Origin of the sequence: Labrys okinawensis (assembly GCF_002982075.1) — a bacterium.
GTDB lineage: Bacteria > Pseudomonadota > Alphaproteobacteria > Rhizobiales > Labraceae > Labrys > Labrys okinawensis_A.
Map to the genome: position 1 here is coordinate 214,961 of NZ_PUEJ01000006.1, position 14,839 is coordinate 229,799.

Sequence of the window (14,839 nt, forward strand, 5' to 3'; positions counted from 1 at the left end):
GTCTTTTCATGGCGCCCTTCATGCCGATCGCGACATGGATCAGGCGTATTGCGACGCGTCCATCTCGATGATCGTAGTCACGGGCGCGCTCGCGGCCGCGAGCAGGGACTCCTTGACCTCGCCGAGGGAGCGGGCCGCGACATGTTTGGCGCCGAAGGCCTTGGCGGCGGCGCTGAAATCGGTCGCCTGCAGGCGCACGCCGAGGGGGGCGATCTGATTGCGGACCATATATTCCTCGATCTCGCCGTAGCGCTGGTCGTTCCAGAGCAGCACGATGATCGGGGCGCCGGCGTCGGCCGCGCTGGCAAGCTCGGGCAAGGTGAACTGGAAGCCGCCATCGCCGATGATGCAGACCACCGGCACCTTAGGACGGCCGACTTTGGCGCCGACGGCGGCGGGCAGGGCGTAGCCGAGCGTGCCGAAGCCGGTGGCCGCGCTCATCCAGCGCCGGGCGGCGGGCGGCTCGGCCATGAAGTTGCCGCCATAGCTGGCCGCGGTGGAATCGGCCGCGACGACGGCGTCGGGCAGCACCTGCCAGATCGCGTCGAGCAGCGGGCGATGCCGGACATAGCGGGGATCGGCTCCGTCGAGACGCGCGGCCTGCAGTTGCCGGGCATAGGCGGCACCTCCCTCGATCGCCTTCACCAGTGGCGCCAGGGCGGCGGCGAAGAGGCCGGCATCGCCCACCACCGGCAGGGTTGGGCGGGCATTGCGATGCAGCTGGCGCGGATCGATGTCGACGCGGATCACCACGCCGTTGAGCTTCAGCCCATCGAGCTCGTACCAGAATTCGGTTTCGCCGAGTTCGGTGCCGAGCGCCAGCACGAGATCGGCCTCGCCGATCGCCCGATGCAGCGAGGGGGTGAGCATGCAGCCGCCGGCCAGCAGCGGATGTGCGGCCGGGAGGATACCCTTGGCATTGGCGGTGAGCAGCGTAGCGGCTCCCAGCTTCTCGATCAGTTCGCGAACGGCATCGGCGCCGGCAACCGCGCCGCCGCCGGCGATCACCAGCGGCTTCCTCGCCTTGGCGATCAGGGTGGCGGCCGCTTCGACGTCGTCGGCGCGCGGCATCGGCGGCCCGGCTGGCTTGCGCATGCTGGTGACGGGTCCCGGAAAGGGCTCGGACAAAAGATCGATCGGGATCTCGATCAGCACCGGGCCGGGGCGCGAGGAGGACAGGAAGGCGAAGGCCTCGTCGAAGGCGGGAACGAGCTGGTCGACGGTCCAGATCGTCAGGGCGAGGGCGGATACTTCGCGGCCGACGACGGACTGTCCGCGCAATTCGTGGAGGCGCCCCTCGCCGCGGCCGAGGGTCTGCCGCGGATTGAGCGTGGTGATCACCAGCATCGGGATGCTGTCGGCCAGGGCCTGTCCCATGGCGGTGGCGATGTTGAGAAGGCCCGGGCCGGTGACGATGAAGCAGGCGGCAGGCTTGCCGGTCGCACGGGCATAGCCGTCCGCCATGAAGCCGGCGCCCTGCTCATGGCGCGGCGTGACATGGGTGAGCCCTGAACCCGGAATGCCGCGATAGAGCTCGACCGTATGCACGCCGGGAATGCCGAACACCGTATCGATACCGCGTTCGACCAGCAATTGCGGAATGAGCGTGCCGAGATGAGGATGATCGGCCATGGTTTCCCCGGGAATGTGGTTTGTTATCGGATTGGCATAGTCTTGCCGAAAATAGTCCCTTCTCCCCTTGCGGGAGAAGGTCCCGGCAGGGGGATGAGGGTGACACGCCATATCCAGTTGGCATGTCACCCCTTATCCGTCCCTTCGGGACACCTTCTCCCACAGGGGGAGAAGGAAAATCCTGCTTCAGGCCGCCTTGCCCTGGTTCAGCCGGATCGCCAGACGAACCATGCGGCTGGCGGCCTCGCGCAGTTGCGAAGCATCGGCGCTGAGGGCGACGCGCACGTGCCCCGCCGCCTGCTGACCGAAGGAAGCGCCGGGCATGACGGCCACCTTCTCCTCTTCGAGCAGACGCCAGGCAAAGGCCTCGCCGTCGATGCCGGTGCCGGAGACGTCCACCATGGCGAACATGCCGCCTTCGGGCTTCGGGCAACGCAGGCCCGGCGCATTGGCGAGCATCTCGGGCAGGATCTCGGCCCGCACGCGGAAGCTCTCGGCGCTCTCGGCACATTCGGCAAAGGTTTCGCTCAGGGCATAGGCCGCCATGTCCTGGATGAAGGGCTGGCCGCCGAACAGCATCATCTCCGACAGCGGCAGCAGGCGCTCGATGAATTCCGTGGGGCCGACGCACCAGCCGGCCCGCATGCCCGGCAGCATGTGCGACTTGGAGAGCGAAGACACCACCACGGTGCGCTCGGCCCCCTCGGCCAGGTCGAAGGGCGAGGCGAAGGGCGCGCCATAGGACAGCATCTCATAGACCTCGTCCGAGACGATCCACAGATCGTGGCGGCGGCAGACGTCGACAATGGCGGCGATCTCGTCGCGCGACAGCGTGGCTCCGGTCGGGTTATGCGGGGAGTTGAGCAGCAGGACGCGCGAACGCGGCGTGATGCGGGCTTCCAGGTCTTCGGCGCGCAGATGGAAGCCATTGGCCGGGTCGAGCGGCACCAGCACGATGTCGGCCCCGCTGGCGCGGATCACGCCTTCATAGGTGGCATAGAGCGGATCGCCGACCAGGACCTCGTTACCGGCCTCGGCCAGGGCGGCGAGGGCGGCGTAGAGGGCGGTCTGGGTGCCGGGCATATAGGCGGTGTTGTCGGTGGTGATGCTGCGGCCGGTGCGCTTGGAATATTTGGCAGCGATCGCCTGAAGCACCGATGGCTCGCCACGCCCGCCGGAATAGCGGATGCGGCGTGCCTGAAGGCTGGCGATGGCGGCATCGATCAGCGCCTGCGGCGCCGGCGTATCGGGCTCTCCGATGGTGAGCTCGATGATCGGCTCGCCGGCGGCGACACGGCGGCGCGACTCGAAATGCACGGCCCATTTCGCCGCACCCAAATCGGCCAAACGATCGGTCACGGAAGCAAAGCGCACGGTACACTCCTAAGAACTGGCCCCCGGGATACGGATCTCCTGGAGGAGACGCATCAAGGCCCGCCGAAGCTCGGCGGCCGACACCAAATGACAGGCGCAAGCCGATACCATGGCGCGCGATCCGGCGTAACCCCCGCGACGTCTTGCCCCAAGGGCGGCAGAACCCAAGGGCGGCAGAACCCAAGGGCGGCAGAACCCAAGGGCGGCAGAACCCAAGGGCGGCAGATTGCGAATGTCCGTCCTGCCGGTATGGCGCCGGATAGGTGTGCCGATCTCCAGATCGGCATTCTCGAAACACGACATTTGTCAATCTGGCAGATGCCGATCTGGAGATCGGCACACCTGTCGCCTCCTCACGGCACGGCCAGCCTCAGCCGTCTTGCCGACGGCGCGATCTCCACACGGCGGCCCCAGTCGAAGGCGAGGCGGTCGCTTTCGATGCCGTCGGCGAAAATGGTGCCGCCGTCCATTTCGGAGGTCACGACGACAGGCGTCTCCTCCACCAGCCCCCGTACCAGCTCGGCGCCGGTGGTGGGGCTCGGCCAGGCCTCGCGCACCAGGAAGCCGAGGCGCGGCTGCACCGACGAGAGGTCCAGGCTGGCATGGGTGGCCTTGAGGATCGAGGCGGCCCAGCCGGTCGCACCGGTCCCAGTGGCGACGATCAGGCCCGAGGAGGACTGGCGCTCACTCTGCCCTCCCGATGAAAGCGTGTAGCGCGCCGACTGGTGGCTGGCATGGCCGACGAAGATCTCGTTGAGGGCCAGCAGGCGCTCGCCCTGATCGAGGCGCGCCTCCGCCATCACCCGCTCCTCGATACGGATGCTGCCCTTCACGGCGTCCCGCAAGGCGTCACCGGCATCCTCCACCCCGAACCGCACCAGGGCGCCGGCGTTCAGTCCCGGAAACGGATCGATGCCTATGACGACCTGGCCATCGAGATATTTGGCGACATTGGCGACCAGCCCGTCCTGGCCGACCGCCAGCACGACATCCTCGGGGCCGAAGACGAAGCGTTCGACATCGGCCCGCAGAATGGTGGCCTGGCGCCAGTCCGCCGGGATGGCGGTCCGTATGCGCTGCAGCGCCTCGGTGAAACGCCGGTGTGTGTCCTCCACCGCCTCCAGCGTCAGGCCCTTGCGCTCCAGCACGAAGCGCGCCGCGGCGGCGCTGGTGTAGCTTGCCCGGATGCGATCGAGATCGGTCTCGCGCCGGACCAGGATGACGCGGGGAGCGAGAAGGGACATGGCGGGCTCCTAAGTGGAGTGTCGATCTCTAGAGCAAAGCGCGTTCAAGCGTGAACGCTTATTTGCTCTAACTCATTGTTCTGACGTGTCTTTGCGATTCTAGGTGACTCCGTCTAATCGCAAAACGCTATAGATCGACATCTTGAAAACGAGGCGCTTGCCGGCAGGGCGACGATGTCGACCTGAAGGTCGACGCTCCTGGTACGACATTACCCCACCTGCTTCTCGCCCTTGGCCAGGGCTGCGCCGAGCACGGTGCCGAGTTGGGCCAGCACGTCGGGGCCGAGATTGAGCGTGCCGACCTTGGCGTTGGCGAAGGCTTCCTTCAGGGCCTCCGCCACCGGGATCAGCACCGGCAGGGTGTTGGCGATCTCGGCGCGGACGCGCTCGCCGGCGAGCCTGGCCTCGTCCAGCCGTCGGATCGCCTCGGCTTCCGCCTCCGAGGCGACGCCGCGCGTGACGGCCTGGCTGCGGGCCGTCAACTCCCGGGCCGTGGCCTCGCCTTCGGCCGCCACCAGGTTCTTGTCTGCGGCCGTGCGCGCCTGGGCGAGCTCATTCTCGCGCTCGCGCTCGAACAGCCGGCCCCGCTCCTCCTCCAGCCGGATCTTCGCCTTGGTTTCGTTCTCTGCGATCGCCGCTTCCTTCTCGACCGCGGCGGCCCGGCGGGCGAAGGTCGCCTCGTCGGCGGCCTGCTGCAGCTTCTCGGCCGTCGGCTGGCGCAGGGCCCGCACCAGTTCCGGCGAGGGCGTGAGGTCGGACAGGTGAATGCCGGTGAGGGCAACGCCGATGGCCGCCAGCGATCCGGTGGCGGCGAGATCCCGCTCCACTTCGGACAGCAGGGCGCCGACGCCCTCGGCCAGCACGGCGCCTATGCTGCGGGCGGAGAGAAAGCGCTCGACCGCCGTCTTCACCAGTCCGTCGATCAGGCTCTCGACCTGGGTTACCGGATCGGCACGATAGGAGCCGGTGCGCAGGTCGACGGAGAAGTCGATGCGTTCGGCCAGCAAGGCGGGCTCCTGGGCGCGCCAGCTTGCCAGTCCCTGCACGCTCACCGTCTGGAAATCGGCAGTGCGCCCGGTGACGGCGACGATGTGATTGCGATCATCGGCCGGCACCTCCACCAGCGAGGTGCTGCCCTGCGGCGAGAACCATACGGCCTGGCCCCTGCCCGACCGGGCGAGGCGGCCTCGCCTGTAGACGCCGAGGAAGGAGGAGGCCTCGACACGGGCGTGGCTGAAGAAGGGATAGCGGCGAATGGTGGCCATGGCTGGCTCCTGAGGTGATCGAGGTCGATAGAGTTCGTTTTAAGTCATTAAATTACAAAGTGCAAATTGTATTTTGTAATTTAATGAACTGCCTTTTTCGTTGGTGCTGGAGCGCACATCGCCGGCGGATCCCGGCCCCGGCAGCGCCTCCGACAGCTCTGGAGCAAAGCGCACTCAAGCGTGAACGCTCATTTGCTCTAACTCGTTGTTCTGACGTACGTCCTTGCGATTCCCGGCGACTCCGTCCAGTCGCGAAATGCTCTGCGCGCGAACGTGCAGGCGTCCGATCCGAGCCCCCCAGCTTCGGGAGATACTGCCGAGACAGGCCTATCGGTCGTACTTGGTTGGGTAGCTATGCTTGTTGCACCAGCGATAGGAACTATGGGTGGGCGTGACCATTGTGGAACAATAGACCCTGTCCGACCGGTCCATCTCTTCGAGGAAATTGCCGGACGAGGACGGTTGCTGCGGTTCCGGCCGGGGCGGTACCGGCAAGCGGGCGGCGGCTTCGTAATTGCCGGGGATTCTCGGCACATGGGGGATGTAGGGCTTGCTGACGACCTCGGGGCGATGTTCGGCGCAGCCCGCGACGAGGACGACCAGCAAGGCTGACGACAGGAATGAACGCATATCTCCCTCCACTCCGGATTGGACGCCATTCCACGGTGGATCGCAGCGCCGGTCAGTTCCCGAGCGAACACGCAATGAGGGGAACGTATCCGTGAAAGCGTGTTTGCCACTCCATGAAATCACAAATTGCATTTTGCGTCTTGCTCTTGCCCCGGCTTTCGGCTGTGCTATGGCGATCGGGTGGAATTGGCAGCGCAGGCGGGGAGCGCCCATGGACCCTGCCGTTGCTCCACACTTCAGCGAATGGATGCCGAAATGCCCTCCGCCCCTCCTGCCGGGCCTGAACAGCGCCCGATCGCCACGGTCGACATCGTTCTCGTCACCTTGCACGAGGATGGCCTGCGGCTCTGCCTGCAACGGCGCGAATATGATCCCCATGGCGGCGCGCTCGCCTTGATCGGCGGTTATGTCAGGCCGGAGGAGGATGCCGATATCGAGGCCTCGGCGCGGCGCATCCTCGCCGCCAAGGCAAGGCTCGACGGCCTTTATCTCGAACAGGTGCGCAGCTTCGGCGGCCCGGACCGCGATCCGCGGGGCTGGTCGATCGCCGTCGTCTATCTCGCCTTGGTGCCGGAAGAGCGCCTGGCCGCCGCCGAGGCAGCCGGCGCCCCGCCTTTCGAGCGCGTAGATCCCGACCGCTGCCCGCCCCTGCCCTTCGACCATGACAGGCTGATCGCCGCCGCCCTGGCGCGGCTGCGCTCGAAAGCGAGCTATTCCACTCTGCCGGCCTTCCTGCTCGGCGAGCAGTTCACCCTGCCCGAACTCAAGGCCGTCTACGAGAAGGCCATGGGCGCTCAACTCAATGACAGCGCCTTCCGCCGCAAGCTGATGGAGATGCAGATTCTCGAGGAAGTCGACGCCAAGGCGACGGCCACCGCCGAACGCAAGCGCCCGGCGCAGCTCTATCGCCTGGCCCGGCGGGCGCTGACGGAATTCGACAGGACGGTGTGAACCGGCCCGTTGTTTGGACGCATTTTCTCGACCGAGAAGGTTGCGCGCCTTTCGGCGAGATGCATGGGTCGAGACAGCGTCATCTTCACCTGCCAAAACGCTCCGGCTGACGGAGGAAGTCTTCATGCTACGCCCGATCAATCCACCCGGCTCTACCATTCCCGGCATTTCTCAGGCCATGCTGGTCGAAGACGGCCGCCTGTTGCTGCTCTCCGGCCACGTTCCGTTCGACGAAGCGGGCAAGGTCGTGGGCGACGACCTCGCCTCCCAGCTCGACAAGGTCTTCGCCAATCTCCTCGCCACTCTTCAGGCGGCCGGTGCTGATTTCAGCGCCTTGGCCCGGGTGACCATCTACGTGCGGGACTACGAGCCCAGCCAGCTGCCGGTGATCCGGGCGGTGCGCGATCGCTGGATCGGCACAGAGCGGCCGCCGGCCAGTTCCCTCGTCGGCGTCGCCTCGCTGTTCCTGCCCGACGTGCTGGTGGAGATCGACGCCATTGCCGTGCTGCCGGACGAGAAGGGAAGCACGGACACGGGCCGATAACGGGCAAGTCACGCGCCTCCCCTATAAAGTGGATACTCAAAACGCCAGGCGTCGATAAGGTCAGTCCATCCGGGACAGTACCGATCGCGAGAAGACAGTGCCAATCGCGAGAAGGAGGATCGCCATACCCCTTCGTGCGCGCGTCGGCCGCCACGCTTCGACCGGCGCCCAGTGTCAGAACTGGGCCGAAGACCAACAGATCGTCATCGCCCTCCTCAACCTCATTCCCAGGAATGAAGGCGGAGCGGAGGCCGGCATTACAGGCCGTGTCGTCGGCGGCATTGCCAGCGATGCGCTGTGCAGCGCCATCCTGACGTTCCAGAAGAAATATTTTCCCGCGCACCAGACGGGCTTCATCGAACCTACCGGCGCGGCCATCGCCAAGCTGGAGGAATTGGCGGCGCGTCCCTCGCCGACACCGGCTGCTGCTCCCGCCGGGCCGTGGGGCGTGTTCCAGAGCAAATCGGTGTCCAAGGCGCTGCGCGAGGCCCTGGCGAATGATCACCATCTCAACCATGTCGAGGTCGTCGAGATTCTCCGGGCGACCCTGCAGGATGGTCGGGTGACGCAGAGCGAACTCGCCGATTTGAAGATGATCAGCGAGAAATCCAACACCATCATGCCGCGATCGAAAACGATGCTGGAGCGCTTCGTCGACCAGGCCGGCACGATGATCGCAAAATGGCCGTTCGACGTTTCCTCGGTCCAGCGCAGCTATGCCGTCGGCCGCGCCTGCGACTTCATGCGCAAACTCGGCCGCGCCCAATGGCCGAACCTCGACCGGGACGAAGTCGGCATCGGCATCATCATCCGCGTCGCCTACCCGGGGACGCTCGACCAGAACCAGACGAATCTGTGCGGGCCGGCTGCGCTGGTCTTCAATGTCCTGCGCGACCGCCCGGGAACCTATGCCGCCTTCGCTTGCGACATGTACGACAAGGGCGAGGGCGTGCTCTACAGACTTCCGATCAAGCCGAAAGCCGATCTGCGCCATGCGGCTCCCTCATCCTCCGATATTGCGCCGGTCGACTGGCTGACGCTGGCCAGCATCCGTAATTCCAACGACTGGGCCATCCACTACGATTCGACCGGTGGCGGGTTCTCGGGCATGACGACGCCGATGGAACTGGCCTACTGGTTCGGCCAGGCCGGCTACACGGATGTGCGGGAGGATGCGAACTTCTTCCGCCACCAGCGCGACACCGACAACATGAAGGAGGCAAACCGGCTGCTCGCGGCGGGCTACCATGTCGTCCTGCTCATCGGCTCCAACATGGTCGACGGCCATCAGACCCAGAGCTCCGATATCCGCGACGATCATTGGGTCGTGCTGCAATCCGAGATGAAGCTGGAGAATGGCGAGGTCAGGTTCCACATCTACACCTGGGGCAACGGTTATCGCGAGGTACCCTTGAGCGGAACGCTCACGCTGGGGGACTTCCTGATGAACTATTATGGCTATGTGGCAGCCAAGCCCTATTAGCCGCATCAGGGTCGCGGGCAGCCTTGCTCGGCCGTGGAGCCGACCCGCTTAGCCACTCTCGCAGGGAACTCAGGATAGAGGCGCTTGCAGCCAAACGCCGTCCCTGCGAACCGCCGCATTTCCAAGAGCGAGCGAGACGTCCGTCTTCAGGCATAGCTCATGCCCGAGCCATGCCGAAATGCAGACGTAAACCGATTTACATTCTCGCCGTCGCCAGCAATATTGCGATGCAATAGATCGTTCCCAAATCGCCGATTCAAGCCATTGCCAGCCTGCGCTTCCGCGCCGCCGGCTTCCTCATTTCGTTTGTTTCGTCTTCCTTGCCCTGAAAGCCTTCCCGTGACCCATCCGGCCACCGCCTCCCTTGCCGACCTGAACGCCGGCAGCCCCTCCCAGCGCCATCGCACCGCCTGGATCGAATTCGCCCTCGCCGTCGGCGCGTTCGGCGTGGGCGCCGGCGAATTCGCCTCGATGGGCATCCTGCCGAACGTCGCCAACGGGCTTCTGGTCACCGAGCCGCAGGCCGGCCACATGATCAGCGCCTATGCGCTCGGGGTGGTCGTCGGCGCGCCGGTGATCGCCGTGCTCTCGGCCCGGATGGCGCGCCGTACCTTGCTGCTGTGGCTGATGGTGGTGTTCGCCGCCGCCAATGCCGCCAGCGCCCTGGCGAGCGGCTATTACCAACTGATCGGCTTCCGTTTCCTGGCGGGCCTGCCGCATGGCGCCTATTTCGGCGTGTCCTTCCTGGTCGCCGCCGGCATGGCCGAGCCCAATCGGCGCGCCCAGGCCGTCGGGCGCGTGATGATGGGAATCACCCTGGCGACACTGGTCGGCTCCCCCCTCGCCACCTGGCTCGGCCAGGCCCTGGGCTGGCGCCTCGCCTTCGCCACCGTCGGCGCCATCGGCGCTCTTACCGCCATGCTGATCCTGGCCTTCATGCCGCTCGACAAGGTCCAGCCGGGCGCCAGCCCGCTGCGCGAACTCGGCGCCCTCAGGCGCAAGCAGGTCTGGCTGACCCTGGCGATTCCGGCCATCGGCCTCGGCGGCATGTTCGCCGTGTACACCTATGTCGCCTCCACCCTCACCCAGCTCAGCGGTTTCTCGCCGGCTTTCGTGCCGGTGGCGCTGGTGCTGTTCGGCATCGGCATGAATGTCGGCAACATCGCCGGCTCCTGGCTGGCGGATCGCGCCCTGATGGCGACCATCGGCGGCATGCTGGTCTGGGTGATCGTGGTGATGGCGCTCTACGGCCTCACCGCATCCAATCCCTGGATGATCTCGCTCTGCGTCTTCCTGATCGGCTGCAACTTCGCCATCTGCCCGGCGATCCAGACCCGCCTGATGGACGTGGCTGGCGATGCCCAGACGCTCGCGGCCGCGCTCAACCATTCGGCCTTCAACATCGCCAATGCCCTCGGCGCCTGGCTCGGCGGCGTTGCCGTCGCCGCCGGCTTCGGCTGGGCGTCGACCGGCTGGGTCGGCGCCCTCCTGGCCGTGGCCGGCCTGCTGGTCTTCCTGGTGTCCTGGGCCCTGGAACGCTCCGACAGGCGCGAACCGGAAGCCGCTGCCGTTGCAGGCTAGTGCGAAGCGCGTTTAGACGGAACGCACTTTGCTCTAACTTTTTGATCGGACGCGTCATTGCGAGCGCCGCGAAGCAATCCGCTCTCGGTCAAGTGCACCGCTCGGGGCTTCTGGTTTGCTTCGCGGCGCTCGCAATGACGCAAATCCAAGGTTCCGCCCCATCACGACGATGGTGTTAGGCCGCTGCCCCGATCGCCGGCCCGGCGGCGAACCGGCGCCGATAATCGCGCGGAGACAACCCCATCAGCTTGGCGAACACCTTGCGGAAGGCGGCCGGATCCTCATAGCCGACCGACCAAGCGATCTGGTCGACATTGCGATTGGTGGTTTCGAGCAGCGAGCGGGCCTTGCTGACGCGGACATGCTGGAAATATTCGGTCGGCTTCAGGCCCGTCGCCTTGTGGAAGCGGCGCAGGAAGGTGCGCTCTTCGAGGCCGGCCCTGTCAGCCATCGCCGCCAGGGAAACCGGGCGCATGTCCGCCTCGCCTTCCTCCTGTTCCTGGAGCCAGCGCTGAACCTTGAGCACGGCTTCATCGCCATGGCGCAGATTGGGCACGAAGCTCGAATAATAGCGCTGTTCCCTCCCCGGCGGATCGACCAGCAGGAAGCGCGCCGTCTCCAGCATCACTTCCGGCCCGAGTACCCGCTCCACCAGAGTCAAACCGAGATCCGTCCAGGCCATGATGCCGCCGGCCGTGATGATGTCGCCATCGTCCACGATCATCTTGTCGGTATCGATCAGGATGTCGGGAAAGCGCCGGGAAAGAGCCTGGGCAAAGCTCCAATGCGTCGTGACCAGCCGCCCGCCCAGCAGGCCGGTCTCCGCGAGCAGGAAGGCGCCGGCGCACACCGAGCACAGGATGGCACCCTCGTCGTGGCGCTGGCGCAGCCAGGCCGCGAAAGGAGCGGAGACGGCATGGGACGGCAGATCGCCGAGCCCCGGCAAGGCGACGATCGCCACCGGCTTGTGGGGCCTCGAAGCATGGCTGTCCGCCACGCATTCGATGCCGCCGCCCGCGGCGATCTTCCACTGGGAGACACGAATGCCGATGTCGGCATCGCCGGCCCGGCGACGCGCAATGTCGTTGGCGGCATCGAAGAGATCGACCATGCCGTAAACGGCGGCCGTGCGCACGCCCGGATACAGCAGCAAGCCGATTTCTGGTAAGCTATTACCGATCTCCATTTGTCAGTTTTGCCTCGAACAATGTCAGTTTCGCCAATCCGTATCACGTCTGCCGCGCGCTATTCAATGTTGCACAAGGCGACGCCACCAAGGCGGCCGGTACTGCAACCCGACAGGAGACAAACGATGAGCACGATCACAACGGAAGACGGCACCCAGATCTTCTATCGCGATTTCGGCAGCGGGCAGCCCGTGGTCTTCTCGCATGGCTGGCCCTTGAGCGCCGATGCCTGGGACGCCCAGATGGTGTTCCTGGGACAGCATGGCTACCGGGTGATCGCCCATGACCGCCGCAGCCATGGCCGGTCGACCCAGACCTGGGACGGCAACCATATGGACCAGTATGCGGATGACCTCGCCGAACTGATCGAGGAATTGAATCTCCACGATGCGGTTCTCGTCGGTCATTCCACCGGCGGCGGTGAAGTCACCCGCTATCTCGGCCGCCACGGCACCAAGCATGTCGCCAAGGCGGTCCTGGTCGGCGCCGTGCCGCCCTTGATGCTGAAGACCGATGCCAATCCGGGCGGCCTGCCCATCGAGGTCTTCGACGGCATCCGCAAGGGCACCTTCGACAACCGCTCGCAATTCTACAAGGACCTGACCCTGCCCTTCTACGGCTACAACCGTCCGGGCGCCCAGGTTTCCGAAGGCGCGCGCGAATCCTTCTGGCTGCAGGGCATGCTGGGCGGCCTCAAGGGCCAGCTCGACTGCATCAAGCAATTCTCGGAAACCGACTTCACCGAGGACCTGAAGAAGATCGACGTGCCGACCCTGATCATTCATGGCGACGACGACCAGATCGTACCGATCGGCGCTTCCGCCCATCAGTCGGTCAAGCTGATCCCCAACGCAACGCTCAAGGTCTATCCGGGCGGCTCGCACGGTCTGACCCTGACTCAGCAGGATCAGTTCAACGCCGACCTGCTCGCCTTCATCAAGGGGTGAGGAGACGCGACTAACCTTCTCCCCTGGAGCAAAGCGCGTTCAAGCGTGAACGCTTACTTGCTCTAGCTCATTGTTCTGACGCGTCTTTGCGATTCTTGGTGGCTCCGTCTCGCAAAACGCTATAGCGGGAGAAGGTTTGTTGCGCTTTATCCGTCTTGGCCGGAATACCCCTCAGCCCCGCGCCTTCTCGGCCAGGTGCACCAGCGTCAGCCGCAGGGCGGTGGCATCCAGGACCGGCTTGTCGAAGGCGAGGCGCAGCGTATCGTCGGCAAAGGCGAGATCCAGGCCCTCCGGATCGATGCCGGTGATGCGCCAGGGGCCGTCACGACCACCGAGGAGCCTGGTGGCATAAAGCCTGACGGCATCGGCATGATCGGCGTTCATATGTTCGATCGCCCCGGCCTCCGCGTCGCGCAAGGCCGCGGCATCGCCGATATCGGTGAGGAGTTCATCCGCCGACAGTTGGGCAGCACGTGCAAAGCCGCCATTGAGGTGGCCCGCCCTCACCCTCACGCGAAAGAAGCTGAAATCGGGAAAATCGGCATAGAGCGCTGACTTGGGATGGCGCGCGAGAAAGCGTGCCTTGCAGCGAGCCGCGGCCTCTTCCCCTTCCACCATCTCGGCCATGCCTTTCACCTTCAGGCGGGCATGGGCGAGCGGATCGCCCTTGCCGCCTTCGCTCAGCAGCAGGGAAATGCGGGCGTCTTTCTCGATATTGGTCCGATGGGCCGCCAGCCGGGAAAGCAGCAGGAGCGGGGCGCCGTCAAAGTCGGTGGCGATGTTGACGAGGCTGGCAAAGGGAAAGCCATCGGTCGAATCAAGCGTCGCCAGAGCCCCGGCGCGGATGCGCCTGAGCAGGGCCTTGCCCTCCTTCACGGGCTCGAAATCGGCAGGCTGGTTCGCCGGAACCGGCTGGCCGGGCAGACGCGTGGTATCGCTCGAAGACATGGCGCGGAAGACTCGCTTGCTCTCAAATCTTTGGTTCGGCGCGTCTTTGCGATGCCTGGCGGTTCCGCCAAATCGCAAAACGCTTCCGGATCGTGCAAAAATGCCGGTTTACCGCCAACTGGCAACAAGAAGTACCGTTTTGAACCGATAATTGTCACACTTCTGCCGGTTTAGGCGTAGAATGCGATGGCAAGTATGGTGATTTGCCGCGCAAAGCATCATAATAGCCTTTAGCGGTTACACCGCGTCATGAAAGGATTGCAATGCCGACGATTGCGCTGGTCGACGACGACCGCAACATTCTGACCTCGGTTTCCATCGCGCTGGAGGCGGAAGGCTATCGCATCCAGACCTATAATGATGGCATGTCGGCTCTCGACGGTCTGAAGGCCAATCCGCCGGATCTCGCCATCTTCGACATCAAGATGCCCCGCATGGACGGCATGGAGCTGCTGCGCCGCCTGCGCCAGAAGTCCGAACTGCCGGTGATCTTCCTCACCTCCAAGGACGAGGAGATCGACGAGTTGTTCGGCCTCAAGATGGGCGCCGACGACTTCATCCGCAAACCCTTCTCGCAGCGCCTGCTGGTGGAGCGCGTGAAGGCGGTGCTGCGCCGTTTCCAGCCCAAGGATGCCGCCGCCGCCAAGGCTTCGGATGCCAAGATCCTGGAACGCGGCCAGCTGCGCATGGATCCCGAACGCCACACCTGCACCTGGAAGGGCGAGGCCGTGGTGCTCACCGTCACCGAGTTCCTCATCCTGCATGCGCTCGCCCAGCGCCCGGGCGTGGTCAAGAGCCGCAACGCCCTGATGGATGCGGCCTATGACGACCAGGTCTATGTCGACGATCGCACTATCGACAGCCACATCAAGCGCCTGCGCAAGAAGTTCAAGCAGGCCGATGACGATTTCGAGATGATCGAAACGCTCTACGGCGTCGGCTATCGCTTCAAGGAAGCGTGAGGGTTTCCTTCCGGCCAGTTCTGAGGGCCTTCCCCGCACGGCGGGGAAGGCCGCTCTGTCAAATAATGCCTTCTTCATGTCGTGAAGCAGG

The 14,839-nt window shown here is 65.1% G+C and carries 13 protein-coding genes; 6 read left to right on the forward strand and 7 right to left on the reverse strand.

The features are described 5' to 3' along the window. Positions 1 to 39: 39 nt before the first annotated feature. The 5 genes from C5L14_RS18040 to C5L14_RS30000 all read right to left on the reverse strand — a co-directional run bounded on the left by C5L14_RS18040 (position 40) and on the right by C5L14_RS30000 (position 6,145). On the reverse strand, positions 40 to 1,632 hold the full coding sequence (locus C5L14_RS18040) for a 5-guanidino-2-oxopentanoate decarboxylase (RefSeq protein WP_105863448.1): 1,593 nt from the start codon (positions 1,630 to 1,632) through the stop codon (positions 40 to 42). Positions 1,633 to 1,818: 186 nt separating this feature from the next. Continuing rightward, positions 1,819 to 3,006 (reverse strand): pyridoxal phosphate-dependent aminotransferase, encoded by a 1,188-nt coding sequence (locus C5L14_RS18045; RefSeq protein WP_105863449.1) that lies wholly within the window; start codon positions 3,004 to 3,006, stop codon positions 1,819 to 1,821. Positions 3,007 to 3,359: 353 nt separating this feature from the next. Then, complete coding sequence (locus C5L14_RS18050; protein WP_105863450.1) at positions 3,360 to 4,250, reverse strand: NAD(+)/NADH kinase; 891 nt, start codon at positions 4,248 to 4,250, stop codon at positions 3,360 to 3,362. Positions 4,251 to 4,459: 209 nt separating this feature from the next. Beyond that, positions 4,460 to 5,515: an SPFH domain-containing protein gene (locus tag C5L14_RS18055; protein WP_105863451.1), complete on the reverse strand. Its 1,056-nt coding sequence runs from the start codon at positions 5,513 to 5,515 to the stop codon at positions 4,460 to 4,462. 327 nt (positions 5,516 to 5,842) lie between these two features. Continuing rightward, a complete protein-coding gene (locus tag C5L14_RS30000; protein WP_146126948.1) occupies positions 5,843 to 6,145 on the reverse strand; it encodes a hypothetical protein in 303 nt (100 codons plus the stop codon). 255 nt (positions 6,146 to 6,400) lie between these two features. On the opposite strand from C5L14_RS30000, the gene C5L14_RS18060 reads away from it, so the two are divergent. From C5L14_RS18060 to C5L14_RS18075, 4 genes are all read left to right on the forward strand, one after another. After that, positions 6,401 to 7,096: an NUDIX hydrolase gene (locus tag C5L14_RS18060; RefSeq protein WP_105863452.1), complete on the forward strand. Its 696-nt coding sequence runs from the start codon at positions 6,401 to 6,403 to the stop codon at positions 7,094 to 7,096. A 124-nt stretch (positions 7,097 to 7,220) separates the two neighbouring features. Further along, positions 7,221 to 7,640, forward strand: a complete 420-nt coding sequence (locus C5L14_RS18065) for a RidA family protein (RefSeq protein ID WP_105863453.1) — start codon at positions 7,221 to 7,223, stop codon at positions 7,638 to 7,640. A 97-nt stretch (positions 7,641 to 7,737) separates the two neighbouring features. Then, positions 7,738 to 9,123, forward strand: a complete 1,386-nt coding sequence (locus tag C5L14_RS18070; protein ID WP_105863454.1) for a hypothetical protein — start codon at positions 7,738 to 7,740, stop codon at positions 9,121 to 9,123. Between the two features lie 339 nt (positions 9,124 to 9,462). Then, positions 9,463 to 10,704 (forward strand): MFS transporter, encoded by a 1,242-nt coding sequence (locus C5L14_RS18075; RefSeq protein WP_428832637.1) that lies wholly within the window; start codon positions 9,463 to 9,465, stop codon positions 10,702 to 10,704. Between the two features lie 175 nt (positions 10,705 to 10,879). Here the strand turns inward: C5L14_RS18075 and C5L14_RS18080 are convergent, their stop codons facing one another. Continuing rightward, positions 10,880 to 11,890 carry a GlxA family transcriptional regulator gene (locus C5L14_RS18080; protein WP_105863456.1) on the reverse strand — a complete coding sequence of 337 codons (1,011 nt, stop codon included), beginning with the start codon at positions 11,888 to 11,890 and terminating at the stop codon, positions 10,880 to 10,882. A 126-nt stretch (positions 11,891 to 12,016) separates the two neighbouring features. Between C5L14_RS18080 and C5L14_RS18085 the strand changes: the two genes are divergently transcribed. Next, the gene (locus C5L14_RS18085) at positions 12,017 to 12,838 is read left to right on the forward strand and encodes an alpha/beta fold hydrolase (RefSeq protein WP_105863457.1); all 822 of its coding nucleotides are present in this window, start codon (positions 12,017 to 12,019) and stop codon (positions 12,836 to 12,838) included. A 171-nt stretch (positions 12,839 to 13,009) separates the two neighbouring features. On the opposite strand, the gene C5L14_RS18090 is transcribed toward C5L14_RS18085, so the two are convergent. After that, entirely contained in the window at positions 13,010 to 13,786 is a 777-nt protein-coding gene (locus C5L14_RS18090; protein WP_105863458.1) for a HugZ family protein, read from the reverse strand. Positions 13,787 to 14,049: 263 nt separating this feature from the next. Here C5L14_RS18090 and C5L14_RS18095 point away from each other — a divergent pair, with 263 nt between their 5' ends. Next, positions 14,050 to 14,748, forward strand: coding sequence for a response regulator transcription factor (locus C5L14_RS18095; RefSeq protein WP_105863459.1), 699 nt, complete (start codon positions 14,050 to 14,052; stop codon positions 14,746 to 14,748). The last annotated feature ends 91 nt before the right edge of the window (positions 14,749 to 14,839 follow it).

Coding starts and splice junctions, on each gene's coding strand:
- C5L14_RS18055 (WP_105863451.1), bottom strand. CDS start 5,515: ATGGCCACCATTCGCCGCTATCCCTTCTTCAGCCACGCCCGTGTCGAG.
- C5L14_RS18050 (WP_105863450.1), bottom strand. CDS start 4,250: ATGTCCCTTCTCGCTCCCCGCGTCATCCTGGTCCGGCGCGAGACCGAT.
- C5L14_RS18095 (WP_105863459.1), top strand. CDS start 14,050: ATGCCGACGATTGCGCTGGTCGACGACGACCGCAACATTCTGACCTCG.
- C5L14_RS18090 (WP_105863458.1), bottom strand. CDS start 13,786: ATGTCTTCGAGCGATACCACGCGTCTGCCCGGCCAGCCGGTTCCGGCG.
- C5L14_RS18065 (WP_105863453.1), top strand. CDS start 7,221: ATGCTACGCCCGATCAATCCACCCGGCTCTACCATTCCCGGCATTTCT.
- C5L14_RS18080 (WP_105863456.1), bottom strand. CDS start 11,890: ATGGAGATCGGTAATAGCTTACCAGAAATCGGCTTGCTGCTGTATCCG.
- C5L14_RS18060 (WP_105863452.1), top strand. CDS start 6,401: ATGCCCTCCGCCCCTCCTGCCGGGCCTGAACAGCGCCCGATCGCCACG.
- C5L14_RS18040 (WP_105863448.1), bottom strand. CDS start 1,632: ATGGCCGATCATCCTCATCTCGGCACGCTCATTCCGCAATTGCTGGTC.
- C5L14_RS30000 (WP_146126948.1), bottom strand. CDS start 6,145: ATGCGTTCATTCCTGTCGTCAGCCTTGCTGGTCGTCCTCGTCGCGGGC.
- C5L14_RS18085 (WP_105863457.1), top strand. CDS start 12,017: ATGAGCACGATCACAACGGAAGACGGCACCCAGATCTTCTATCGCGAT.